General features: G+C 69.6%; 22 protein-coding genes and 1 riboswitch. Of the genes, 12 read left to right on the forward strand and 10 right to left on the reverse strand.

Annotated elements, in window-relative coordinates; translation table 11 throughout:
* The 7 genes from FNH09_RS23670 to FNH09_RS23700 form a co-directional block, all read left to right on the forward strand.
* A partial coding sequence (locus FNH09_RS23670) for a phosphotriesterase family protein (RefSeq protein WP_152891272.1) occupies positions 1–626 on the forward strand: 626 nt, incomplete at its 5' end.
* Between the two features lie 49 nt (positions 627–675).
* On the forward strand, positions 676–1632 hold the full coding sequence (locus FNH09_RS23675; protein WP_162468995.1) for a phosphotriesterase family protein: 957 nt from the start codon (positions 676–678) through the stop codon (positions 1630–1632).
* 12 nt (positions 1633–1644) lie between these two features.
* Positions 1645–2760 (forward strand): FAD-dependent oxidoreductase, encoded by a 1116-nt coding sequence (locus tag FNH09_RS23680; protein ID WP_152891275.1) that lies wholly within the window; start codon positions 1645–1647, stop codon positions 2758–2760.
* A gap of 3 nt (positions 2761–2763) precedes the next feature.
* On the forward strand, positions 2764–3687 hold the full coding sequence (locus FNH09_RS23685; protein WP_152891277.1) for an alpha/beta hydrolase: 924 nt from the start codon (positions 2764–2766) through the stop codon (positions 3685–3687).
* Positions 3688–3724: 37 nt separating this feature from the next.
* Positions 3725–4687: an MBL fold metallo-hydrolase gene (locus FNH09_RS23690; protein WP_152891279.1), complete on the forward strand. Its 963-nt coding sequence runs from the start codon at positions 3725–3727 to the stop codon at positions 4685–4687.
* A complete protein-coding gene (locus FNH09_RS23695) occupies positions 4684–6447 on the forward strand; it encodes a CocE/NonD family hydrolase (RefSeq protein WP_152891281.1) in 1764 nt (587 codons plus the stop codon). The genes FNH09_RS23690 and FNH09_RS23695 overlap by 4 nt, the downstream gene beginning before the upstream one ends.
* A 183-nt stretch (positions 6448–6630) precedes the next feature.
* Positions 6631–7083 carry an iron chaperone gene (locus tag FNH09_RS23700; RefSeq protein ID WP_152891283.1) on the forward strand — a complete coding sequence of 151 codons (453 nt, stop codon included), beginning with the start codon at positions 6631–6633 and terminating at the stop codon, positions 7081–7083.
* A 9-nt stretch (positions 7084–7092) separates the two neighbouring features.
* Here FNH09_RS23700 and FNH09_RS23705 read toward each other — a convergent pair whose 3' ends face one another.
* Positions 7093–7569 carry a ParB N-terminal domain-containing protein gene (locus tag FNH09_RS23705; RefSeq protein ID WP_152891285.1) on the reverse strand — a complete coding sequence of 159 codons (477 nt, stop codon included), beginning with the start codon at positions 7567–7569 and terminating at the stop codon, positions 7093–7095.
* Between the two features lie 227 nt (positions 7570–7796).
* On the opposite strand from FNH09_RS23705, the gene FNH09_RS46755 reads away from it, so the two are divergent.
* The 3 genes from FNH09_RS46755 to FNH09_RS23720 all read left to right on the forward strand — a co-directional run bounded on the left by FNH09_RS46755 (position 7797) and on the right by FNH09_RS23720 (position 9354).
* Positions 7797–7958, forward strand: coding sequence for a hypothetical protein (locus FNH09_RS46755; RefSeq protein ID WP_156110831.1), 162 nt, complete (start codon positions 7797–7799; stop codon positions 7956–7958).
* A gap of 218 nt (positions 7959–8176) precedes the next feature.
* Entirely contained in the window at positions 8177–8515 is a 339-nt protein-coding gene (locus tag FNH09_RS23710) for a cyclic-phosphate processing receiver domain-containing protein (protein ID WP_338017666.1), read from the forward strand.
* A 425-nt stretch (positions 8516–8940) separates the two neighbouring features.
* The gene (locus FNH09_RS23720) at positions 8941–9354 is read left to right on the forward strand and encodes a hypothetical protein (RefSeq protein WP_152891287.1); all 414 of its coding nucleotides are present in this window, start codon (positions 8941–8943) and stop codon (positions 9352–9354) included.
* 93 nt (positions 9355–9447) lie between these two features.
* On the opposite strand, the gene FNH09_RS23725 is transcribed toward FNH09_RS23720, so the two are convergent.
* Both FNH09_RS23725 and FNH09_RS23730 read right to left on the reverse strand, forming a co-directional pair.
* Positions 9448–9618, reverse strand: coding sequence for a DUF4253 domain-containing protein (locus FNH09_RS23725; protein WP_274390264.1), 171 nt, complete (start codon positions 9616–9618; stop codon positions 9448–9450).
* An 89-nt stretch (positions 9619–9707) separates the two neighbouring features.
* The gene (locus FNH09_RS23730) at positions 9708–10076 is read right to left on the reverse strand and encodes a hypothetical protein (RefSeq protein ID WP_162468996.1); all 369 of its coding nucleotides are present in this window, start codon (positions 10074–10076) and stop codon (positions 9708–9710) included.
* A 159-nt stretch (positions 10077–10235) separates the two neighbouring features.
* On the opposite strand from FNH09_RS23730, the gene FNH09_RS23735 reads away from it, so the two are divergent.
* Positions 10236–11288, forward strand: a complete 1053-nt coding sequence (locus tag FNH09_RS23735; RefSeq protein ID WP_152891289.1) for a hypothetical protein — start codon at positions 10236–10238, stop codon at positions 11286–11288.
* A 55-nt stretch (positions 11289–11343) separates the two neighbouring features.
* Here the strand turns inward: FNH09_RS23735 and FNH09_RS23740 are convergent, their stop codons facing one another.
* Positions 11344–11871: a hypothetical protein gene (locus FNH09_RS23740; protein WP_152891291.1), complete on the reverse strand. Its 528-nt coding sequence runs from the start codon at positions 11869–11871 to the stop codon at positions 11344–11346.
* A gap of 169 nt (positions 11872–12040) precedes the next feature.
* On the opposite strand from FNH09_RS23740, the gene FNH09_RS23745 reads away from it, so the two are divergent.
* Entirely contained in the window at positions 12041–13105 is a 1065-nt protein-coding gene (locus FNH09_RS23745; protein ID WP_152891293.1) for a hypothetical protein, read from the forward strand.
* Positions 13106–13248: 143 nt separating this feature from the next.
* Here the strand turns inward: FNH09_RS23745 and FNH09_RS23750 are convergent, their stop codons facing one another.
* From FNH09_RS23750 to FNH09_RS23775, 6 genes are all read right to left on the reverse strand, one after another.
* Positions 13249–14907 (reverse strand): ricin-type beta-trefoil lectin domain protein, encoded by a 1659-nt coding sequence (locus tag FNH09_RS23750; RefSeq protein WP_152891296.1) that lies wholly within the window; start codon positions 14905–14907, stop codon positions 13249–13251.
* A gap of 471 nt (positions 14908–15378) precedes the next feature.
* Positions 15379–16635, reverse strand: coding sequence for a threonine--tRNA ligase (gene thrS / locus FNH09_RS23755; RefSeq protein ID WP_420802773.1), 1257 nt, complete (start codon positions 16633–16635; stop codon positions 15379–15381).
* Positions 16636–16857: 222 nt separating this feature from the next.
* Complete coding sequence (locus FNH09_RS23760) at positions 16858–18519, reverse strand: dipeptide ABC transporter ATP-binding protein (RefSeq protein ID WP_152891300.1); 1662 nt, start codon at positions 18517–18519, stop codon at positions 16858–16860.
* Positions 18512–19465, reverse strand: coding sequence for an ABC transporter permease (locus FNH09_RS23765; protein WP_152891303.1), 954 nt, complete (start codon positions 19463–19465; stop codon positions 18512–18514). The genes FNH09_RS23760 and FNH09_RS23765 overlap by 8 nt, the downstream gene beginning before the upstream one ends.
* Positions 19465–20547 (reverse strand): ABC transporter permease subunit, encoded by a 1083-nt coding sequence (locus FNH09_RS23770; protein ID WP_162468997.1) that lies wholly within the window; start codon positions 20545–20547, stop codon positions 19465–19467. Before FNH09_RS23770 ends, FNH09_RS23765 begins: the two co-directional genes overlap by 1 nt.
* Entirely contained in the window at positions 20544–22193 is a 1650-nt protein-coding gene (locus FNH09_RS23775; protein ID WP_152891305.1) for an ABC transporter substrate-binding protein, read from the reverse strand. Before FNH09_RS23775 ends, FNH09_RS23770 begins: the two co-directional genes overlap by 4 nt.
* A gap of 333 nt (positions 22194–22526) precedes the next feature.
* Positions 22527–22636, reverse strand: a riboswitch (SAM riboswitch).
* Positions 22637–22681: the final 45 nt, after the last annotated feature.

A 22681-nucleotide genomic window follows, 5' to 3' on the forward strand; every position in this document is an offset into this window, starting at 1 on the left:
CGCCCACCCCCTGGCCCGCCGAGAAGTTCGCCGGCCTCTTCACCAAGGAGATCACCGAGGGCATGGTGGTCCCGCGCGTGGAGCGCCGCGGTCCCGCCGGACTGGTCACCATCACGGTGACCCGTACGGGCATGACCGCGACCGACGAGAGCCTGCTGCGCGGGGCAGCCCGCACCGCACTCGCCACCGGCAGCCCGGTCTCCTTCCGTCACGGCGCCGACGCCGTACGGGAACTCGACGTGGTCCTCGACGAGAGGCTGCCGGCCGACCGGGTCGCCGTCGGCGGCCTGGACCGCAGGGAAGCCGTCGCCGCCGGTGACACGCAGCGCATCGCCGACCGCGGCGCCCACGTCGTGCTCGACCACGTCGGCACCGAGGACGACGAGCACCTGACCGACGCCGAGCGTGCCGCCCTGGTCGCCGACCTCGTGCGCGCCGGACATGCCGGGCGGATCCTGCTCTCCGTCGGGGCGACCGGCGTGGCCAAGGGGCACCCCGCCAACGACCTGCCGTACAGCCACGTCCTGACCGCCTTCGTGCCCCTGCTCAAGGCGCACGGCGTCGGCGGCGACGACGTGCGGCGCATCCTCCAGGCCAACCCCCGCGACCTGCTCGCGACGCGCTGAACGCGCCGGCCCGAACGACCATGAAGATCTTTTTTCGAAGGTGAGTGCTGTGTCGCGAGTGAACACCGTCCTGGGGCCGGTCCCCGCCGAGGAGCTGGGCTTCGTGGCGATCCACGAACACATCGGCTACGGCATGCCCGGCTCCGAACTGGACACGCAGTGGTGGAAGACCCCCGAGCAGCGATACGAGGAGACCGTTCCGAAACTACGCCGCTTCCACGAGCTGGGCGGCGGCACCTTCGTCGACGCCACCGGCATCTGCAACGGCCGTGACGTCGACCACTACAAGTCGCTGTCCGCGAAGACCGGCGTCCACATCGTCGCCTGCACCGGCTTCGTCGGCGGTGACACGGCCCTGCCGCACTTCGCCCGCGCCGACGTCGACTATCTGACACGGCAGTTCGTCCACGAGACCACCGTCGGCATCGGCGACACCGGCAGCCTCGCCGGCGTCATCAAGGTCGGCGTCAGCCGCGGCGGCCGCATGACCGACCTGGACAAGCGCATCTACCGCGCCGCCGCCCGCGCGGCCCTGCGCACCGGCGTACCGATCCTGACCCACCTCGCAATCGACGCCGAGAACGCCGTCGCGATCTTCGACGAGGAGCAACTGCCGCTGGACCGCGTGCTGTTCGGACACGTCGACGACGGGGTCAACGCCGACAAGACACGCGACGTGTGGATCGCCGAACAGGGCGGCCGCATCGGCTTCGACACCTTCGGCTACGAGACCGAACTGCCCGACCCGCCGTTCTGGGCCCGTCCGCGCAAGGAACGCCTCGACCACTTCCTGCGGTTCATCGACAACGGCCGCCGGATCGGGCAGGTCCTCGCCTCCGCCGACGCCAACTGCTCCCCCCTGGGCTGGCCCGGCGTCAAGGGCCACACCGTCAACTACCTCTTCGACGACCTGCTCCCAGACCTGCGCGCCGCCGGACTCGACGAGGCCGCCATCCAGACGATCTTCGTCGGCAACCCCGCCGACTTCCTCACCATCCAGAAGTAAGAGAGACCCGCCATGCAGTCCTCGGACCTGAACAAACTGAAGATCGCGATCGTCGGCGCGGGATACGGCGGCGCGGCGGCGGCCAAGGCCCTCAGCCTGCTCGGCGCGGACGTCACCGTCCACGAGCAGGCCAACCGGATCCGTGAGGTCGGCGCCGGCATCGGCCTGCGCCCCGCCACCATGAACCGGTTCCGCCAGTGGGGGATCTTCGACGCCATCGCCGAAGTCAGCTCGCCCAGCGAGTACTTCGAGATCCTCACCGCCACCGGCGACCCGATCATGAAGGAGGCGTGGCCCGCCGAGGGCGAGCAGACCCACACCCATCTGATCCACCGCGGAGACTTCATCGAGGCCCTGCTCGGCGTGCTGCCCGAGGGCATGGTGCGCCTCGGCCACCGCCTCCGGAGCGTCCAGGACAAGGGCGACAGCTCCGTCCTGACCTTCGCGGACGGCACCACCGCCGAGGCGGACCTCGTCGTCGGCGCCGACGGCATCAAGTCCGTCGTACGGCAGCAGCTGTTCAGCGACCGGGAACCGGTCTTCTCCGGCGAGCACGCCTACCGCGCCGTCATCTCCACGGACGACGCCCACGGCATGGTCACCGACGACAACCTGCGCATGTACATCGGCCGCGGCACCAAGGTCTACCTGCTGCCGCTGCGCCACCGCGACCAGGTGTCCTTCGACATCACCGCGCTGTGCCCGGACGGCACCTGGTCACCTCAGGTCACCAAGGACGACATGCTGCGCACCGTCGAGGGCTTCGACGAGCGGCTGGTGGCCATCACCCGCGGCCTCGACATGGACACCGTGAACATCCGCGCCGTCTACGACATCGACCCGGTCGACATCTGGCACTCGGACTCCGTCGTCCTCGTCGGCGACGCCGCGCACTCGATGCTGCACCACCAGGGCCAGGGCGCCAACTCGGCCATCGAGGACGCCGGCGCGCTCGCCGACGCCCTGCGGCAGGCGGGTTCCGTGAAGGAGGCCCTGGCCCTGTACCAGGCCACCCGCAAGCCGGTGACCGACCAGCTCCAGGCCATCTCGCGCCAGGGCTGGTCCGAGGACGAGATCGACGACGTCTTCCCCGGCCAGAAGCCCGCGGCCGCCGCGACGAAGGAGTAGGTCATGCCGCTGCACCCCGAGATCGCGAAGTTCCTCGCGACCCTCCCGCCCGCGCCCGAGGGCCCGCTCGACCCGGTCGCGATGCGCGCCGCGGAGGAGGCGCACGTCCCCGCCGTCGAGGACCGGCTGCCGCTGCACGCGGTCGCGGACCTGACCGCGCACACCGCCTGCGGCGACGTGCCGGTGCGCGTCTACACGCCGACCGCCGCGGACCGGCACGGCGTGCTGGTCTACTTCCACGGCGGCGCCTTCTTCCTCGGCAGCCTGGACACGCACGACCACGTCGCACGCTCCCTGGCGAAGGAGACCGGCCTGAAGGTGGTCTCCGTCGGCTACCGCCGGGCGCCCGAGGCCGCCTTCCCGGCCGGTCTCGACGACTGCCTCGCCGTCACCCGATGGGCCGCCGAGCAGGGCGCGAGTCTGGGCTGGGACGGCGTGACGCTCGGTGTGGCGGGCGACAGCTCCGGTGCCGGCTTCGCCGCCGCCGTGGCGGCCAGGGCCCACGACGAAGGCTTCGACAGGATCACCCACCAGATCCTCTACTACCCTTCCCTCGACCTGGACTTCGACGAGGACCGCTACCCCTCGCTGCGGGAGAACGCCGTCGGCTATGGCCTGGAGACGGCCGGACTCAAGCCGTTCAACGCCTTCTACCTCGACAGCGGCGCCGACCCGGCCGACCCCCTGGCCTCCCCGATCAAGCGCGAGGACCTGAACGGGCTGCCCCAAGCCCTCGTCGTCACCGCCGAGTTCGACCCGATGCGCGACGAGGGCGAGCTGTACGGCCGCCGCCTCCAGGACGCCGGCGTGCCGGCCACCGTGAGCCGCTACGAGGGCGCCGGACACGGCTTCGTCCAGCACTTCTCCTGGATCCCGGAGTTCCACCGGGTCTTCGCCGAGACCCGCGACTTCCTCAGCCGGCACTGAACACGGGCCGCCGCCCCAGAAGTTCGGAAAGGTGACCATGACACGCGACGTCACCGTCCACCCCCTCGTCTCGCCGTGGGGGAGGTTCGGTCTGTACAGCTTCTTCATCGACGCGCCCGAACCGGCGATCGTCGACACCGGGATCGCGACCTCCCCCGCACAGGGCATGGCCCCCGCGCTGGAGGCGATCGGACGACGCATCGAGGACGTGCGCTGGATCCTGCTCACGCACGGGCACATCGACCACATCGGCGGGGCGCACGCCCTGTGGGAACTCACCGGCCGCCGGGCTCAGGTGGTGATCCACGAGGCGGACGCACCGATGCTCCGCTCCCGCCGGGCCCACGTGGCCGAGTACCGGGCCGGACGCGGCCGCTACCTGCGCGACCCCGAGGGCGAGGCGAAGGTGGCCGCGGCCACGGACGCCGTCATCTCCGGGGAGATGGAACCCACCCTGCTCGTCAAGGGCGGCGAGAGGCTCTCCCTCGGCGGCGATGTCACCGTCTCGGTGCACGCCGTCCCCGGGCACACGCCCGGTTCCGTCGCCTACGTCGTCGACGGCCAACGCTCCGTCTTCGTCGGCGACGCCGTGCAGGTCCACGGAGCCGCCAACGGCTTCCCCGGCTACACCGACCCGGCCGCCTACCGCGCCGGCCTGGAACACCTCCGGGACGAGGTCCGGCCACGGCACCTGTACCTCGGGCACCCGTACCGCCGAGCCGACGGCACCCCGTACGGCGTCGAACTCGACGAGACACAGGCCCGCGAGGCCATCACCCAGAGCCTCGCCGCCGAAGACCGGGTCGCCGAGGCCGCCTGCCGCTGCCTGGAGGCCGGGCTGCGCGAGAGCGACTCCCCGTACTCGCCGTTCGCCCCGGTCGCCGAAGCACTCGGCTACAGCGGCGACCCGGTCCTCGAACCCTCGCCCTTCTTCACCTCGCTGCACGGTTACCGCGCGCAGCACCACCCGACCGCGCAGTACAGGAGCACCACACCATGACCGACCTTCACACCATCCGGGCGGGCGAGCAGTCCATCGCCGTCCGCAAGGACCTGCGGGTCCCCATGCGGGACGGCGTCGAACTCGCCGTGGACGCCTACCACGGCCTCGACGACACTCCCCGCCCTGCCCTGATCGCGATGAGCGCCTACGGCAAGGAACTCCAGGCCCTCGCCCTGACCACGCCCCCGCAGCGCCGCCCCAGCCCGATGTGGGACGGCTGCATCGAGGCCGGTGACATCGCCCGCGTCGTGCGCGAGGGATACGTCCACGTCATCGGAGACATGCGCGGCACCGGCGACTCGGGCGGCGTCATGATCGGCAACTACAACGCCGGCGGCGTCCCCCAGGGACAGGACCTCCACGACCTCATCGAGTGGGTCGCCGCACAGCCGTGGTGCGACGGCAACATCGGCATGATCGGCATCTCCTACTTCGGCTCCATGCAGGTGCTCGCCGCCGCCGAACGCCCCCCGCACCTCAAGGCGATCTTCGTCAGCGGCGGCCACTTCGACTTCTACGAGACGACGTACCACGGCGGCGTCATGTGGTTCATGCCGCGCGCCGCCCGCGAGGGCCGCGGCGGCGACTCCGGCATCGCGCACACGAACGTCAAGTCCCGTATGCAGGAGGTCCACAGTCCCGAGGCACTGAAGAAGCTCGTCGACGAGCGGCTGAACGATCCCGACGTGGCGGCCTGGCCCAACCTCGTCCACGTCCTCAAGTACCCCAAGAACCGCGAGTTCTGGTTCGACATCGTCATGAACCCGCTCGACGGCGAATGGTACGAGGAACGCAACCCCGTCAACCTGGCCCGGAACATCGACATCCCGGTCTACCTCCAGATCGACCAGGGCCGAGGCTGGACGGTGGACGGTCACATCGAGCTGTTCGACGTCCTCAAGGGCCCCAAGAAGCTCGACATCGGCTCCTACCCGCCGATGCAGTCGCGCCCCTGGATCGAGGAGCACGACAAGATGTTCCGCTGGTACGAGTACTGGCTCAAGGGCGTCGACAACGGGATCATGGACGAGCCGGCCGTGAGCGTCTTCGTGGAAGGCTCACGCGAGACGATCACCGCGGCCCAGTGGCCGCCGAAGCAGATCGAGCACAGGCCGCTCTATCTGCGCCCGCGACACAAACTCTCCTCCGAACCCGAGCGCATGGGCGCCGAACACGCCGTCCCCGACGGCTTCTACCAGGCACCCCTCACGGTCACCGACAAGGTCGAGGTGCTCACGTACAGCACCGAGCCGTTCGAGGAACCCACCGAGCTGATCGGCAGCGGCGCTGCGCACCTGTTCGCCGAGATCGACCAGGACGACACCAACTTCATCCTGCGCCTGTGGGACGAAGCCCCCGGCGGAAAGCGGCAGTTGATCACCACCGGCTACCTCAAGGCGTCCCACCGGGAACTCGACGAGGAGCGCACCACCGAGGGCGACCCGTACCACCCGCACACCCGCGCGGTGCCGGTCGAGCCCGGCAAGGTCGAAGAGTACGTGCTGCGCCTCTACCCGCACGCCGCCACCTTCCAGCCCGGCCACCGCCTGGTGGTGGAGCTGTCCAACGACGAACCCCTCGCCGACGCCCACAACTCCCTGCTCCCACCGGACGCCTTCCACCTGCCGGTGGGCCGCCCCGTCACCCACAAGATCTACCGCGACGCGACACACCCCTCCCGCCTGGTCCTGCCGTTCACGAGGGCCGGTGCCCCGGCCGCGACACGAGAGGACGGTGACCGGCGCGCCGGCGCCTGACGAGACGGGGCAGGCGCCGACCGGGGACCGTCGTATTCCCGGCGGTCCTGGCCGCTGATGCCGAAGCGTGCCCGCGAGGTCGGCATGATCGGCACAATGGGGGCCGACGACGTCCGGGCCGCACGCCGTCGTCAGCGCGTGCGTGGGACCGCGGACACCACGACCTCGACGGGGAGCTCTGCCATGAGCGGTACTGAAGACGGCAAGCACGAGGGATTCACGGCCGAGGAGCGGGCCGCGATGAAGGACCACGCCAAGGAGCTCAAGAAAGAGGCCCGCCGCGGCTCGCGCGCGGACAAGGCGGCCGAGGCGGTACGGGACGTACTCGCCAAGATCGCCGAGATGCAGGACTCCGACCGGATCATGGCGGAGCGCGTCCACGCCGTGGTCACCGAGACCGCTCCGGTCCTCGCGCCGAAGCTCTGGTACGGCATGCCGGCCTACGCGCTGGACGGCAAGGTCGTCTGCTTCTTCCAGAGCGCGGAGAAGTTCAAGGCGCGCTACGCGACCCTCGGTTTCAGCGACCAGGCGAAACTGGACGAGGGCACTATGTGGCCCGCCGCGTTCGCCCTCACGGAGGTGACCGCCGAGGCCGAGGCGAGGATCGCCGCCCTCGTGAAGCAGGCGGTGAGCTGAGGCGTAGCACTACGCGCCCGGCGCCGCGCCCCGCCCACCGCCCCGATAGTGGCGAAGATCCGGCAGCAGTGCGGGATCCAGGGGCGCGGTCAGCCGGAACTCGGTCAGCGTGGCCGGACAGCCCTTGGCGACGAGCTGGGCCAGAGCGGTCAGCCGATGATTGCCGTCGAGGACCAGATACCCGTCCGGACCCAGCGCGTAGGTCGCGAGCATGAGTGAGATTCCCTGGGCGTCGAGCCGGGTTGCGTAGTGGTCCCGTAGTTCTCCGATGCGCGAGCGCCGTTCCTGGCGGAGGGAGGAGAGGTCCGTCGCCAGTTCGGCGTGCCGCAGCGGCACCGCGCCGCGCCGGTCGTATCTCACCTCCCCTGTCCCGGACCCCTCGCGGTACCACGGGGCGTGATAGCCCGCCAGCGCGGCGAGGTCGTACGGCGCGAGCCTGGTGCCCACCATGGCCAACCCGACCGGCGGATCGCTCTGCCGGGCCATCCGGGACAGCGCCTCCCAGTCGAGGGAGGCACGGATGCGGTGCGCTCCCTGCCAACTGTGCGATTCGCGAACCGAATTCGCCGGACCAGTGGTCGGCCATGATTCTCGAACTCCGCGCATGGAACTCGGCCGTTCCGCGAAGCCCCTCGATCACCGAGAGGAGCTTGCGCCAGTCGTCGGGCGTCCAGTGCGCATGGGAGTGCAGGGAGGAACCGAGGGTGTCCGTGATGGTGCTCAGCACACGGGACACCGTGCGCAGATACTCCTCCTGCATCGCCGGCCGGGCGAGCGGCACCAGGGAAAGCCCGGCCCGGCAGTCGTACAGCGCCCGGTACGTACGACCCGGGGTGGACGCCTCTCGCAACTCCGGTGCCGAGAAGGTGAGATAAGCGACCTTCTCGGTCAACTCCAGCTCGGCTGAAGCCTCTTGGATGTTGCCCTGGCGCGGGGCGCACGGTTCCCCGTGCCGGTGCGTCGACCAGCCGGCGATCTGGCCGCACCCCTCGTCGACCAGTCCATCCGCGTCATGGAGTGCTGCGGTGAGCGACTCCGAGGCAGTACCGAGCGCGGCGGACAACGTGTGCGCCCGTACGGTGACAATGAACCGGTGAAAGAAGCCCCCGTCGCGCCCATGGCCGTCATCCTCGGCATAGACGATCTCCGACCGCTGCCCAGGGCCACGCGGATCGCCCGCACCAGCCGTGAAGGCGTCCAACTCCTGGAAGAGCATCGCGACAGTTTCATTGACGAGCTGTGGCTCGACCACGATCTCGGAGGCGAGGACACCATCATGCCGGTGGTGACCCTCATGGAAGAGGCTGCCTTCAACGGACGGCCCTTCCAGATCGGAGCGGTCTTCGTTCACAGCGCCAACCCCATAGGGGCAGAAACAGTTGTCCGGTCGCTTGCCCGCTGGGGCTACCGTGTCAGGCGGGCAACGGCCTAGCGAGGTGCCGTGACCTATGGGGCCAGAGCGCTACAAGGCGGTGTCTGGCAAATGATCACCTCGGGCCTGTCGTAGCGACAGCGGGTCGGCCCGGCCGAGCAGTTCCACGAACGAGGTGCCGGTCCGCGCGGCGATGACGCGGCGTGCGCGAACCTGGGCTCGTGTACGGGGGCGGAACTTCGGCTCGCGCCCGCAACCGCACGGCTCGAAGCCCTCGTACCGCAGCCCCGCGGCCAGGACCACCGCCACCACCGACCAAGCCTTCCGGTTGCTGCGCCGAGGTCAGGTTTCCGATCCGCGAGCGGGCCGTCCGGCCGGCACGGAGAATGGTGGCAACCTCAGGAGGATGCATAGAAACAGATGAGCCGATCTACCAGCTTCGGCGGGATGTCACGCGACCGGAGGGCTCCCCGAACCTTCTGGACGTGACGGGGGTGAACGGTCTGGCACAAGCCGCCGGTATCGCGAGCTTCTGGATCCGCAAGGGCACCGCCGACCGCGTCGAGGTGCTCGACCGGCAACGACTCGTCCTCACGATCGCACGATTCGACGTGCTTGTGCTCGATGAGCCGCGCGAGCAAGACATCTACGAAGTCCGAACGCTGGACCGACGGCACGCCTTGATCTGTCCCGGCGGTGCAGGCCATTTGCGAGACGCGTTGATCCTCGCCGACGAGCAGTTGCTGTCCCGAAGCGCGGCCGCTGCGGTGGAGATTCGCGGAGGTCGCTCCACCGTCGCACTTCTGACCCGTGCGGACATGGGCCGGGTGTGGCCCGGACGCGATGTTCGCATGCGCATCGGGGATGCCGACTTCACCCGGGACGAACCGCGCCGATGAATTTTGCTCGCCGGCCCGCCGCGGGACCGGTCGACCCCCTGGTCGGTGCGGTGCCGGGCAGGGAGATCGATCGGGCATCCCACCGGACACGGTCTAGTCCCACCAGAACGACCAGGAAGTTCGCCCCACGAGCCGCGTAGCGTACTCGGGGAACGGCGTGGGCGGGTCGTCGACGATGTTGTCCGCGGTCGACAACACGTGTTCCAGGGCCAGCAGGTTCGCGTGCTCCGCTTCCGCAGGAGGTCTCGCGACCGATACGTGCAGCTCGCTGCCGACAGCGCACCGCCCTGAAGGACCTCAAGAGGCAGGTGCTGCGTCTGTCGGGTCGACCTGTTCCACCGGACCCGGTTGACCTACTCGTCGAGGTATCGATACGTCTCGCTCGCCGCCCGGATCACCACGTCGCCGTCGCGGACCTGCCACTCGCTCATGCCGTCGACCTCGTGGCTGACGAGGAACAGGCCGGTGATCAGGTCGTTGTCGTCGTCGGATGCCGGGATCCGCGCGATGCGCCGCAATTGCTCCAGGAAGTCGTCGACGGCCTGAGCGCGCATCTCGGCGCCGTAGAAGGCCCAGTTGGTGAAGTTGTACTGCCTCGGTGGGAAAGCCCAGCCCCCGCTGTACGTCTTATCGGGATCGTCCGACTCGACGATCCGTGTGACCTGGGCGAGCTGCCGATCGTCGCACCCCAGCCAGCCTCTGACCCTGACGAAGACGCCCACGACGATTCCCCCTACGCCTCAGGCGCCGTTCTCGACGGACGACGCCCACTCCGGTCGTCGGACGATAAGCGGGAGCCGATGGATCGGGCAAAGCGTTTGAATGCCCTCGCCCAGCAGCCGCCGGCCGGACTGTCAGTGGGTACGGGCATACTCCGCGGCATGTCGACTGCCGATATCACCCTGGACGAATGGCTCCACTTCGACGAACGGGAAGCCGCGGTCGTCGCAGAGGGGGCCGCAAGGACGGCAGGCGGGGTCGTCACGTCCGTCCACCTGCACGAGTTCGGCGGTCGAAGCGCCTACAACGCGATCATCGAGGTCGAGGGGAGACCGTTCGCCTTCGTCCCCGGCGGAGACACCCGGCTCGGCTTCGACACCGCATCCTGGACGCCGACCGACGAAGAGGTGCTGTCGTATCTCGGCAGCCAGGCAGCGCTGGACCTGTTCCCTCAGTACGCCCACCAGGAAGCGGACGACCGGGATGAGGCCCGTGCCCTGCGGACCGACGGTACGGTCGGCGAGATCCGTGCGCACATTGCCGCGATCACGTCACGCCCCCGTACCGCGAGTCTGAAGGCGTTCCTCGCCGCCACGCACGCCGACCAGGCCGGAGTGAGTGAGGCTTCCCTCGACCATCCGGTCATCGCCGCGCTCATCGAGAAGTGGAAGCCGGGATACCAGCAGCTCGTCGGCGACCTCCTGCTGCCTGACACCGACATCGACACGCACGGCCGGGTCAGCTTCGACCCGGACGGAAAGCCCACGGCGGCATGGCTGGCGGCTCACACCACCTACGACACGATCACAGCGGAGCTGGCAGGCACGGGCCGACGCCTGCCCACCCCCGACGAATGGGAGCACGCCTACGCGTTCGGGGCGCGGGGCCTGTTCCCCTGGGGCGACCGCATGCCGACCGGATGGCGGGAGGACGACGACGCCTTGGTGCTGCCGGACGGCGTGCACGTGGCTACGGCGTCGCCGATGCTGTCCGGACTGCACATGGCCCAGAACTCGTACAAGTGGGAGCTGACCGCCGACCGCCACGAAGTTCGCGGCGCCGACGGGGGTGGTACCGAATGCGGCGGCGAACCGTGGTTCGCCAAGTGGTTGATCCAGGCGAGCGCCTATCGCGACCCCGAGCAGGGCGACTTCGTCGCCCGACGCCCGCACACCCGCGGCACCTTGGCCAGACCTGTCATTCCACTGGACTGAGTACGGCAGGGGAACCTCGATTGCCGGCCGCTTGCCGCAGGGGCCCCACGGTGCCTCACAACTGATCCCCGCTGCCGGCCGGTTTCGGAGGATGCGGCCCGCCGCCGTCCTTGACGTCCTGCTCGCAGGTTCGTCGGTCGTAGGACTGGTCGTTGGGTATCAACAGCACTGCGGCAACCTGCTCAGGGTGCTCGACCGTGAGCCAGGCGTCGCCCGTGGGGTCACCGCCCGGCCCGAACGCGTCGGACGAGAAGATCGTCTGACACCCCAACGCCACGCGCTTCCCGTCGACCGCGCAGGCGTCCACGGCAGGTCCGGAACGCTCGTCGGCGCCGTCGAAGCGGAAGTGGAAGTGCACCTTGTCGCCTTCGGACGGCACCTGGGGGTGGGGCTCGAGGCGCCAGTCGACGACCTCGGCGGTGACACCGGTATCCCGCTCATACGTGTCTTCGATCTGCACCCTGACACCGGCCTCACCGCGTTCCACGGTCGTGTCCGTGCAGCCCCAGTGGGAGGAACAGCCTGACAAGGCGAGAATCGCCAGAGCCAAGGGAGCACCGGCAGACAGCCGTGCGGGGAACATTCAGGTGACCTCCGTGCCGCTGTCCGGGCTGGTTCGAACCACACACCACTGGGTGAGTATCGCGTAGCGCCGCGCCCCCGCTGATCCTTTCGGTGTGGACCGCTGTCCCGCGATCGAGGGGCCGGGCCTCGCCGGGAGTGCTGTCAGTGCGGGCCGCTACCTTCGGCACATGTCGATCACCGCACAACTGCACGACTCGGTCAAACTCCAGGGCGGGGCCGCGCTGGTCAACGGCTTCGGCCTGGAGATCCGTACGCACACGCCAAGCCGCGCCCTCCTCCAGAACGGGCATGAGCTGGAGGTCTACGACCTGTACGACGTCTTGGCGGGCGAGCGGGCCCCGACCGCCGTCTTCCCCCTTCCCTGGCCTGGGTGGGACCGTGGCGTCCATTCGGTGAGTCCGGACGGCACGTTCGCCGTGTTCTCGGGGCAGCGCGCGGTGCGGGCCGTCGGCCCGGGAGGCGAGCCGTTGTGGGAGTACCGGCACGGCTGCTGGGGGCCGGTGCTGGACCACACGCACACGGGGGACGAGCAGGAGGTGTGCTACGGGTCCGAGCACGGATCCTGCCGGGTCTCCGACGACGGTCGGTTCGTCTGGGCGCATGTCGTGCCGGCGCCGGGGGAGCAGGACTGGCTGGAGTGCTGGGTCGTTCTCGACGCCCGGGACGGACGGGAGGTGGCCCGGCTGCCGCTGGACAGCGCCGCCTCCGGTTCACATCACATATCCCACCCGGACGGCCTTCACATGGGGCTGTGCATCGGCATGGGCCAGGACGGCATCTTGCTCCACTGGGCGCGCTGGGACGGCGAGAAGCTGACCGGCTGGGACCTCAACGACACCCTGGACCGCATCCTGATGGACGTCCACCCTGGCCATCCTGGGTTTCTGACAGTGGAGCACTACGGGACAGACCTGAGACTGCACGCCCTGGACGGCACGGTCCTCGCCGAGGGCGAGCCTGAGTCGTCGGACGACGAGGACCCGCCGTGCTGGGACTACGGCTGCGGTTTCGTCGACGCCGACACCGTCATCGCTTCGACGGTCGATTCCGACGACGATCCGGACTGGGCGCGCCACTGGCTGCTCGATGCCCGCACCCTGCGGACACGAGGTGCGATCACGTATCCCACCGGTCGTGTCGACAGCTATGTGTGCCCGCTCGGGGACGGTACGTGGCTCACCTACGACGACGCGAGCGGGACGCTCGATCGCTGGACCGAAGCGACGTCCTGACCGCGAGCCCGAATCTCGCGGACCATCGGCAGGGCAAGGTCTCACCGGATCACCCGCACACCGGCGGCGCACCGAAGGGCCGCACCGGCTGAGGTGCGGCCCTTCGACGTACCCGGCGTCAGTTCACGCAGGGCGATCCTTGCTCATGCCAACGCGAATTTCTGGGCGCCGGAGCTGTTGCAGTCCCAGATCTGGAGGCGGGTGCCGTTCGCGGTGGCACCCGATGGCGAGTCGACGCACCGGCCGGTGGTCGGGTTGGACATCGAGCCGTCGGCGTTGGCGACCCAGTTCTGGTAGCCGCCGCCGTTGCAGGTGGCCAGCTGGAGCTTGGTGCCGTTCGCGTTGACGCCGCCCGCGATGTCCAGGCACTTGCCCAGGGTGCGCAGGGTCTGGCCGCTCCAGGTCCACTTCTGGTCGAGCGAGGTGGCCTGCTGGCAGTCCCACAGTTGGACCGCGGTGCCGTCACCACCGGTGTCGTCACCCGCCACGTCCACACACTTGCCGCCCGGCCCGTAGATCGGGGTACCGATGGCGAACTGCTGGGCGCCGGAGCTGTTGCAGTCCCAGATCTGGAGCCGGGTGCCGTTCGCGGTGGCACCCGACGGCGAGTCGATGCACCGGCCGCTCGTCGGGTTGCGCAGCGAGCCGTCGGTCTGCCGTACCCAGTTCTGGTAGCCGCCGCTGTTGCAGGTGGCGAGTTGCAGCTTCGTCCCCGCGGCGCTGTTGCCGCCGGCGATGTCCAGGCACTTGCCGAGGGTCTGGAGGGTCTGACCGCTCCAGGTCCAGTGCTGGTCCTTGGCCGCCGACTGGCAGTCCCACAGTTGGACCGCGGTGCCGTCGCCGCCGGTGTCGTCACCCGCCACGTCGACGCACTTGCCGCCCGGCCCGGTGATCGTCTGACCGGTCACCGAACCGCCGCCGCCACCACCGGAGCCGGCCCCCTTGTTGTAGACGGCCACGGAGTCGATGACCAGCTTGCCGCCGGAGACCGTGGACGCGTTCGGGCCCCCGCCGAAGGCGTCCGGGAAGCCGCCGCCGATCGCCAGGTCGTAGATGATGAAGAAGGGGTGGTCGACCGCGTCGGCCCAGGTCGTCGCGTCGACCTGGTTGGCGTTGACGGTGAAGAAGTTGTTCCCGTCGAGGTAGAACCTGATCTGCTCCGGCGACACCGAGCGGTCGATCTCCGCCGCGTAGTCGTGGAAGCCGGTCTGGCAGCCCGAACAGGCGCGTTCACCCGAGCCGATGCCGGTCGACTCGTTGCACGGCCCGCCCGGGTTCACACCGCAGTGCAGGGTGCTGAAGACGGAGCTGCGGCCGTTGATGTCTTCCATGATGTCGACCTCGCCGGACTTCGGCCAGGTCACACCGTCGCGCAGCGGCGCGCCGAGCATCCAGAACGCCGGCCAGTAGCCGGCGCCGTTGGCGGTGGTGACGTTGGGCTGCTGGAGGACGGACTCGATGCGTACGACGCCGCCCGCCGCGGCGCCGAAGCCCGCCGACTGGGTCTCCACGCGCCCGGAGGTCCATCCGGCCCGCGGATCGGAACCCGAGTGCAGCGCCTGGAGCACCAGATGACCCTGACCGTCGTAATAGACGTTCGAGGTGCTGCTGGTCATGGTCTCGATCTCACCGGTGCCGAAATTGCTGCCCGGCCCGGTGTCGTACTTCCACAGGCTCTGGTCGATGCCGGTGCCGGACGCACCGTTGAAGTCGTCGCTCCAGGTGAGCGTGAAGCCCGACGGTGTGGGGGGCACCGCCGCCTGGGCGTCGAGGGTCGTGGTGACGGTGGCCACCACCGTCATCACGACGACGGGAATCAGTGAGAGCGCTCTCTTCCACGCGCAGCGCTGCGCCCTCGCGGGGGGTGATTGCATAGGTCTGGCCTCCGAAGACAAGGCGTGATCGCGTTTGTTCGCTGTGCCGCCGCCTCTGGTGATCTCCATCAACGGTGAGCAGTGCACGCGCCCTTGCGGATCTGGGTGACGACGAACAGGGCGAAGGCCGGCGCCTGGGCTGCCGTCGACAGGCAGGCCCACAGCGGGCGGCCGGGCTCTCGTCCTCCAGCCGGCGAGTGACGCTTCGTCAATTCTGCTGCCGGTTGGTGGTGTTGAGCCATGGGGAGTTCTGTGCGGGGCAGACGCTATTGGACCAGACCAATACCGTCAAGGCTCCGCGTGGAGACCCGGAGGCCGAACTTCCGCCGCTGCTTCAGCCTTTGCCCGACGCCACCGCAGATCACCAGCCTCCTCACCCCGGTCGGCGGCAGGCGCCGATCACGACTCCCTCGATGCGATGGTGTCGGCCCACAGATCGGTGCTGTGGGCAGCGATGAGAGCGCTGATGTGGGCGAGTACGTCACCGACCGGCTGCGGGTCGAGTCGGCGTCCGTCCCGCAAGCGCACGGCGACGTGATCGTCAGCGGCCTCCTTGGCGCCGATGACGGCTTGATAGGGAACCAGGCGGGCCTCTCGGATGCGGGCGCCCAGGCTGCCACGGTCCGGTCCCGCGATCTCGGCACGCAGTCCGAGACGGGCGCAGTGCCGGGCGAGGCTCGCGGCGTTCGGCAGTTCGCTGTCGGAGATCGGGAGAATGACCAGCTGGGTGGGGGCGAGCCAGGCGGGGAAGGCACCGCCGTGCTGCTCGATGAGATGGGCGACGGCACGTTCCACACTGCCGATGATGCTGCGGTGGACCATCACCGGGCGGTGCTTGGCGCCGTCCGCGCCGATGTAGTGCAGGTCGAACTGCTCGGGCTGGTGGAAGTCGACCTGGACGGTGGACAGGGTGGACTCCCGGCCGGCGCCGTCGGCCACCTGGACGTCGATCTTGGGGCCGTAGAACGCGGCCTCTCCCTCCGCTGCCTCGTAGGGCAGGCCGGAGCGGTCGAGGACATCGGTCAGCAGGGCGGTGGACCGCTGCCACTTCTCGGGCGCGGCAACGTACTTGCCACCGGGGCCCGGGAGGGAGAGCCGATAGCGAGTGGAGGTGATGCCGAGTGCCCGGTACGCCTGACGGATCATCTCCAGCGCCGCCTGCGCCTCCCCGGCGACCTGGTCCAGGGTGCAGAAGATGTGCGCGTCATTGAGCTGGATGGCCCGCACACGGGTCAGTCCGCCGAGCACGCCCGAGAGTTCGGAGCGGTACATGCCGCCCAGTTCGGCCATCCGCAAGGGGAGTTCGCGGTAGCTGTGGGAGCGGGAGCGGTAGATCACCGCGTGATGGGGGCACAGACTCGGCCGCAGGACGACCTGCTCCCCGCCGAGATCCATCGGGGGAAACATGTCGTCGCTGTAGTGCGCCCAGTGCCCCGAGATCTCGTACAACTCGCGTTTGCCGAGTACCGGTGAATACACGTGCTGGTAGCCCGCCCCCCGTTCGGCGGCACGGATGTACTCCTCCAGGGTGTGTCTCACGGCCGCGCCGTCGGGCAGCCAGTACGGCAGACCGGCACCGATGAGCGGGTCGGTGTCGAACAGGCCCAGTTCACGGCCGAGCTTGCGGTGGTCATGCATGGCGGTCTCCTCGCGGATATCAGGCGAGTGACCACAAGACGAAGCCCCGGGGCACTCGCCCCGGGGCTTCGACTGAGACATCGGTCAGCGCGCCGGGACACTCTCCGGCGTCGTCGTCATGGCAGCGCGCTTCATGCCAGTGACGCTAGCAGCACGTGGTGATGTCCGCACGGCCTTTTCTCGACAGGCGTGCCGGGCCGCGGGCCGGCACACTGACCGGCTTCGCGTCCGGCACCACGGTCACACGCCGGCCACCCCCTCCTGTACGGGTGGCTGTCGGCGTCTGGCCTGGCGTACCGGATCGGGCACCGGCAGGGCGGCGACGAGTCGGCGGGTGTAGTCGTCCTGCGGGTCGCCGAGGACCTGGCCGGTGGCGCCTTCCTCGACGATCCTGCCCCGGTGCAGGACGACGACCCGGTGGGCGACCTGTTCCACGACCGCGAGGTCGTGGCTGACGAAGAGGGCCGCGAAGCCCAGCTCCCGCTGGAGTTCGCCGAACAGGTCGAGCACCTTCGCCTGGACCGAGACGTCCAGGGCCGAGGTGGGCTCGTCCGCGATGAGCAGGCGTGGCCGCAGGGCGAGTGCGCGGGCCAGACCGGCGCGTTGCCGCTGCCCGCCGCTCAGTTCGTGCGGGTAGCGGTCCGCGTGGGTACGTGGGAGGTGCACGGCTTCGAGCAGCGATTCGACGCGTGCCCGGATCGCCTTCGCGCCCAGGTCTCGACCGTGTGCGACGAGGGGCTCCGCGATGCTGTCGCCGATGGTCAGCAGGGGATCGAAACTGGTGGCGGGGTCCTGGAAGACATAGCCGATCCGCCCGGCGGTCTTCCGTCTCCTGCTCAACGGTGCCCCGAACACCTCCAGTTGGCCGCCGGTCACCGGGGTCAGTCCGGCGATGGCCCGTCCGATGGTGGTCTTGCCGCTGCCGCTCTCGCCGACCAGCCCGAGGATTTCACCGCGGCGGATGTCGAAGGTCACCGCGTCCACTGCGCGGAAGGCCTTGCGGCCCAGACGTCCCGGGTGGTCGACAGTCAGCGCGCGGGCGCTGACGACCGGCCGGGTGCCGTCGTCGGCCGTCAGGGACATGGTTCGCCTGCCGGTCCCGAAGTCCGGTACGGCGGAGAGCAGTTCCCGGGTGTAGGAGTGTGTCGGCGCCGCGAACAGGTCGCGCACCGGGGCCTGTTCCACCACCTCTCCGGCGTGCATGACGGCCACGCGGTCGGCGAGATCGGCGACGACGCCCATGTTGTGGGTGATGAGCAGGACCGCCGTGCCGAAGTCGGTGCGGCAGCGGTGGAGCAGTTCGAGGATCTCCGCCTGCACGGTGACGTCGAGAGCGGTGGTCGGCTCGTCGGCGACGATGAGCCTGCTGCCCAGGGCGAGGGCCATGGCGATGACCGCGCGCTGCTTCTGGCCGCCGGACAGTTGGTGCGGATAGTGGTCGACGCGCGTGGCCGGGTCGGGGATGCCGACCTTGGCCAGCCATTCCACGGCGAGGGAACGCCGTTCGGCCTTGCTGCCGCCGCGGCCGTGGGCGCGCAGGCCCTCGGTGAGTTGCCAGCCGATGGTGAAGACGGGGTTGAGAGTGGCGGAGGGCTCCTGGAAGACCATCGCGGCGTGCGTGCCGCGCAGGGCCCGCAGCCGGGCCGGGGACGCGTCGAGCACGTTCTCGTCCGGTTCGCGGGTGCCGTCGCCGATGAGGACGCGGCCGCGGACGGTCGCGGTGTCGGGCAGCAGGCCGAGGACCGAGCGGGCGGTGACGGTCTTGCCGCTGCCGCTCTCGCCGACCAGGGCCAGCACCTCGCCCGGGGCGACGGACAGGCTCACTCCCCGGACGGCGGGAACCGGACCGGCGTCGGTGGCGAAGCCGACGTGCAGCTCCTCGATACGCAGCAGATCACTCATCGTCCGCGCCTCCGTCCGCGGGGAGCAAGGGAGTTGTGCCCCGCTTGCGCAGCCGTGGGTCGGCCAGATCGGTGAGGCTCTCGCTGAGCAGGGTCGTACCGAGGACCGTGAGCACGATGCCCAGGCCGGGCGGGACAGCCGTCCACCAGATGCCCGCGGTGACGTCGGCGACGGCCCGGTTGAGGTCGTAGCCCCACTCGGCGGCCGAGTTGGGTTCGATGCCGAAGCCCAGGAAACCGAGGCCGGCGAGGGTGAGGATGGACTCCGACGCGTTGATGGTGAAGATCAGCGGCAGGGTGCGCACCGAGTTGCGCAGCACATGACGGGTCATGATGCGCCAGGGGCCGGTGCCGATCACACGGGCGGCGTCCACGAAGGGCTCGGCCTTCACCCGGATCACCTCGGCGCGTACGACCCTGAAGTACTGGGGGACGAAGGAGACCGCGACCGAGCAGGCGGCCGCGCCCAGGCCGCCGGTCAGGCTGGACCGGCCGCCGCTGATCACGATCGACATGACGATGGCGAGCAGCAGCGGCGGGAACGCGTACAGCGCGTCCGCGAGTCCCACCAGCAGCCGGTCCGGTCTGCCGCCGAGGTAGCCGGAGACCAGCCCGAGCACCGTCCCCGGCACCACCGACAGCAGCAGCGCGGCGACGATGATCAGAAGCGCGGTGCGTGCGCCCCAGATCGTGCGGGAGAGGACGTCGTACCCGGCGATGGTCGTGCCCAGCGGGTGGCCGCCGCTCGGATGCTGCTGGGTGCCGAACAGGCCTTGCGAGTCGGTGAGTTGGGCGTAGCCGTGCGGGGCGAGCAGGGGCCCGAGCAGTGCGGTGAGCAGGAAGAGCCCGGTGAGGACCAGGCCGGTGAGCAGCATGACCCGCTGCACTCCCGCGCCGGTCCGGATGCGTGGCCGCAGTGGCGGTCGTCGGGTGAGGAGCAGCGTCATCAGTACCTCACTCGCGGATCGATGAGCGCGGCGACGACGTCGACGAGGAAGTTCGTCACCGCGACGACGACGGCGAAGAGGGCCACGATGCCCTGCACGGCCGGGAAGTCACGGGTCGTCAGGTAGTGGGCGAGCTCGTAGCCGAGGCCCTTCCACTCGAAGGTGGTCTCGGTCAGTACGGCCCCGCCGAGGAGCCCCGCGACCTGGAGGCCGAGGACGGTGACGACGGGGATGAGGGCGGGCCGGGTGGCGTGGTGGGTGAGAAGGCGCAGCGGGGCCACGCCGCGGGAGCGGGCGGCGTCGACGTAGTCGGCGGAGAGCGTGCCGATCAGGTTGGTGCGCACCAGGCGGAGCAACACCCCGGCCACGAGCAGGCCCAGGGCCAGTCCCGGCAGTACGGCGTGCCGCACCACGTCCGCGACGGCGGTGGCGTCGCCGCTGCGCAGGGCGTCGATCAGGTACACGCCGGTGGTGCTGGTCTGGTTCTGGAGGAAGAGCTGGACCGCGGTGCCGGCCCGGCCCGACGAGGGCAGCCAGCCCAGCCAGATCGCGAAGACCAGTTTCAGCAGCAGGCCCACGAAGAACACGGGGGTGGCGTAGGTGAGGATCGCGAACAGGCGCAGGGCCGCGTCCGGCGCCCGGTCACGATGGGAGGCCGCCACCATGCCCAGTGGGACGCCGACGGCCAGCGCCACCAGGAGGGCGTAGAAGGCGAGTTCGACGGTTGCGGAACCGTACGTGGTGAGCACGTGGGTCACCGGCTGGTTGTCGGTGACCGTGCGGCCGAAGTCACCGGTGGCCAGGGAGCGCAGGTAGTCGAGGTACTGGCTGAGCAACGGGCGGTCGTAGCCCGCCTGGTGGAGTTTGGCGTGGAGCTGGTCGGGGGTGAGGCGGTCGCCGAAGGCCGCGCTGATCGGGTCTCCGGTGAGCCGCATCAGGAAGAAGACCAGGCTGACGAGGATCAGGACGGTGGGGAAGATGAGGAGGAAGCGGACCACCAGGTAGCGGGCGAACCCGTGACCGGCGGCGCCGTCGGCCGGGGTGCCGACGGCGCCGGTGGTCTCCTGCGTCGGAGTGCTCACTTCGTCGAGAGCCCCGCCCAGCGGAACTGGTACGTGGCGTCCAGCTCGTCGGGCACCCCGCTGACCTCGCTGCGGGTGACGATGGCGGTGGAGCCCTGGAGCAGCGGCAGCAGCGGTACCTGGGCGGCGGCCTTGTCCTGCGCCTGCTGGATCAGTGCGGTGCGCTTGGCCGCGTCCGTCTCGGTCTCCTCCTGCTGGACCAGCGCGCGCACGACAGGGTCCGTATAGCTGTTGGCGACCCAGCTGTTGGCCGAGTAGAAGGGCGAGAGGTAGTTGTCGGCGTCCAGGTAGTCGGCGTACCAGCCGAGCTGGTAGAGCGGGTAGAGGTGCTTGACGCGGTCCTTGCCGTACTGGGTCCACTCGGTGGACTGAAGGTTCACCTTGAACAGTCCGGTGGCTTCGAGCTGGGTCTTGACCAGCGCGTACTCGTCGGCCGACGAGGAGCCATAGTGGTCGCTGTTGTACTGGAGGTTGAGCGTCACCGGGGTCCTGACCCCGGCGGCCTTCAGCCGGGCCGCCGCCGCGGCCTGGTCGGGGCCGCCCTTCTTGTCGCCGTAGAGCGACCTGAAGGAAGGGGTGGCGCCGGTCAGTCCGTCCGGGACGGAGGTGTAGAGCGGCTGGTAGGTGTTCTTGTAGACCTGCTGGGCGAGTTGGGCGCGGTCGACGGAGTCGGCGACGGCCTGGCGGACGGCGAGGGCCTTCTTCGGGTCGGCGTTCTTCGTCCTGGTGCCGTAGGGCTGGGTGGCGAAGTCGAAGACGAGGTAGCGGATGCCGTTGCCGGAGCCGGTGTGGACCTTGATGCCCTTGTGTCGGGCGAGGTCGTCCAGGTCGGCGGTGGTGAGGGTGCGGTAGACGGCGTCGAGGGTGCCCTGCTGGACGTCGAGCTTCAGGTTGCCGGCGTCGGTGTAGTACTTGAGCTGGACGTCCCTGGTCTTCGGTGTGCCCTGCTGCCCCTTGTAGTGCGCGTTGGCGGCGAACGACACCAGGGAGTTCTTGTCGTAGCTGCTGATGCCGTACGGTCCGCTCCACGGCTTGGCCGCGACGACGGACTTGTCGTCGAGGATCTTGTCCGCGGGGAAGGTCTGCTCGTCCACGATGTAGCCGGCGGCCGTCGACAACACCTTCGGGAAGAGGGTGTCGTTGGCCGATTCGAGGGTGAAGACGACGGTGGCCGGGTCCGGGGCGGCGACCGAGGCGAGGTTGTACAGCAGCGACGAAGGACCGTTCGGGTCGGCGATCTTGAGGTTCCGGTCGAAGCTGAACTTGACGTCCGAGGAGGTGAGTTCGTGGCCGTTGGCGAACTTCAGATCCTTCTGGAGCGTGACCGTGTACTCCTTGGGCCCGGTCTGCTCGATCCCGGTGGCGAGGTCGGGCGAGACGTCCGCGGAGCCGTTCTTCTGACCGAGCAGGGTCGCGTAGACCTCGCTCTCGACGGTGCCGGAGCCCGCGTCCCAGGAACCGGCCGGGTCGATGCTGGTGACCTGGTCGGTGGTGCCGATGGTGAGGGCCTCCGCGGAGCTGGTGGTCTCGCCGTTCTTGCTGCTGGTGCAGCCCGTCAGCGCCACCAGGAACGCCGTGCCGAGGGTGATCGCGCCGAGTCCGGACCGCAGGGGTCTGTTCGGTGTAGGGCCGTTGTGCAGTGCCATCAGGGGTCTCTGTTTCCGCAGCAGGGATGCGTGAGGCGGCCGTCGGCGCAGGGCTGCGCCACGGCGGGCCGAATCACGTGAGGAAAAGGGGTGGGGTGTCACACGCTCGGGCCGGAAGGTCTACCGGCCCGGGACACGGTGGGGGCGACGGGCACGGCCACGCGGTCGGCCGGCATTCGGCCGGGCGGGCAGGTTCCCGGGTCCGGAAGGGGCGGATTCAGGCCTTACAGAGACAGCTGGAGACCAGCAGCAGGTCGACATGGCGCCGGGAGCACAGCATCAAGGGCGTCGCCATGCCGTCCTCCCTGGTTCCGGCCCGCTGCGGGGCTGTGGTGAGCGCACTTGCAGAAGAATGAGATCCGCCGAGCCTTCACCTGGGGCACCCCACTGCGTCGAGGGTTGCCGTCCGGCCAGCCAGGGCTTGATCACCGGAACTCGTAGCTCGCGCACACCGTAGATGGGCTGTTCTTCCGGCGTCAAGACGCGCC

Source organism: Streptomyces adustus (assembly GCF_009377175.1).
GTDB classification, from domain to species: domain Bacteria; phylum Actinomycetota; class Actinomycetes; order Streptomycetales; family Streptomycetaceae; genus Streptomyces; species Streptomyces adustus.

What these genes read in the sequence shown, in the direction of transcription:
- FNH09_RS23760 (WP_152891300.1), bottom strand. Translation starts at nt 18,519, where the DNA reads ATGAGTGATCTGCTGCGTATCGAGGAGCTGCACGTCGGCTTCGCCACC.
- FNH09_RS23705 (WP_152891285.1), bottom strand. Translation starts at nt 7,569, where the DNA reads ATGGCCCGGCAGAGCGATCCGCCGGTCGGGTTGGCCATGGTGGGCACC.
- FNH09_RS23685 (WP_152891277.1), top strand. Translation starts at nt 2,764, where the DNA reads ATGCCGCTGCACCCCGAGATCGCGAAGTTCCTCGCGACCCTCCCGCCC.
- FNH09_RS23700 (WP_152891283.1), top strand. Translation starts at nt 6,631, where the DNA reads ATGAGCGGTACTGAAGACGGCAAGCACGAGGGATTCACGGCCGAGGAG.
- FNH09_RS46755 (WP_156110831.1), top strand. Translation starts at nt 7,797, where the DNA reads ATGGTGCTCAGCACACGGGACACCGTGCGCAGATACTCCTCCTGCATC.
- FNH09_RS23690 (WP_152891279.1), top strand. Translation starts at nt 3,725, where the DNA reads ATGACACGCGACGTCACCGTCCACCCCCTCGTCTCGCCGTGGGGGAGG.
- FNH09_RS23695 (WP_152891281.1), top strand. Translation starts at nt 4,684, where the DNA reads ATGACCGACCTTCACACCATCCGGGCGGGCGAGCAGTCCATCGCCGTC.
- FNH09_RS23740 (WP_152891291.1), bottom strand. Translation starts at nt 11,871, where the DNA reads ATGTTCCCCGCACGGCTGTCTGCCGGTGCTCCCTTGGCTCTGGCGATT.
- FNH09_RS23765 (WP_152891303.1), bottom strand. Translation starts at nt 19,465, where the DNA reads ATGACGCTGCTCCTCACCCGACGACCGCCACTGCGGCCACGCATCCGG.
- FNH09_RS23680 (WP_152891275.1), top strand. Translation starts at nt 1,645, where the DNA reads ATGCAGTCCTCGGACCTGAACAAACTGAAGATCGCGATCGTCGGCGCG.
- FNH09_RS23775 (WP_152891305.1), bottom strand. Translation starts at nt 22,193, where the DNA reads ATGGCACTGCACAACGGCCCTACACCGAACAGACCCCTGCGGTCCGGA.
- FNH09_RS23735 (WP_152891289.1), top strand. Translation starts at nt 10,236, where the DNA reads ATGTCGACTGCCGATATCACCCTGGACGAATGGCTCCACTTCGACGAA.
- FNH09_RS23750 (WP_152891296.1), bottom strand. Translation starts at nt 14,907, where the DNA reads ATGACGGTGGTGGCCACCGTCACCACGACCCTCGACGCCCAGGCGGCG.
- FNH09_RS23745 (WP_152891293.1), top strand. Translation starts at nt 12,041, where the DNA reads ATGTCGATCACCGCACAACTGCACGACTCGGTCAAACTCCAGGGCGGG.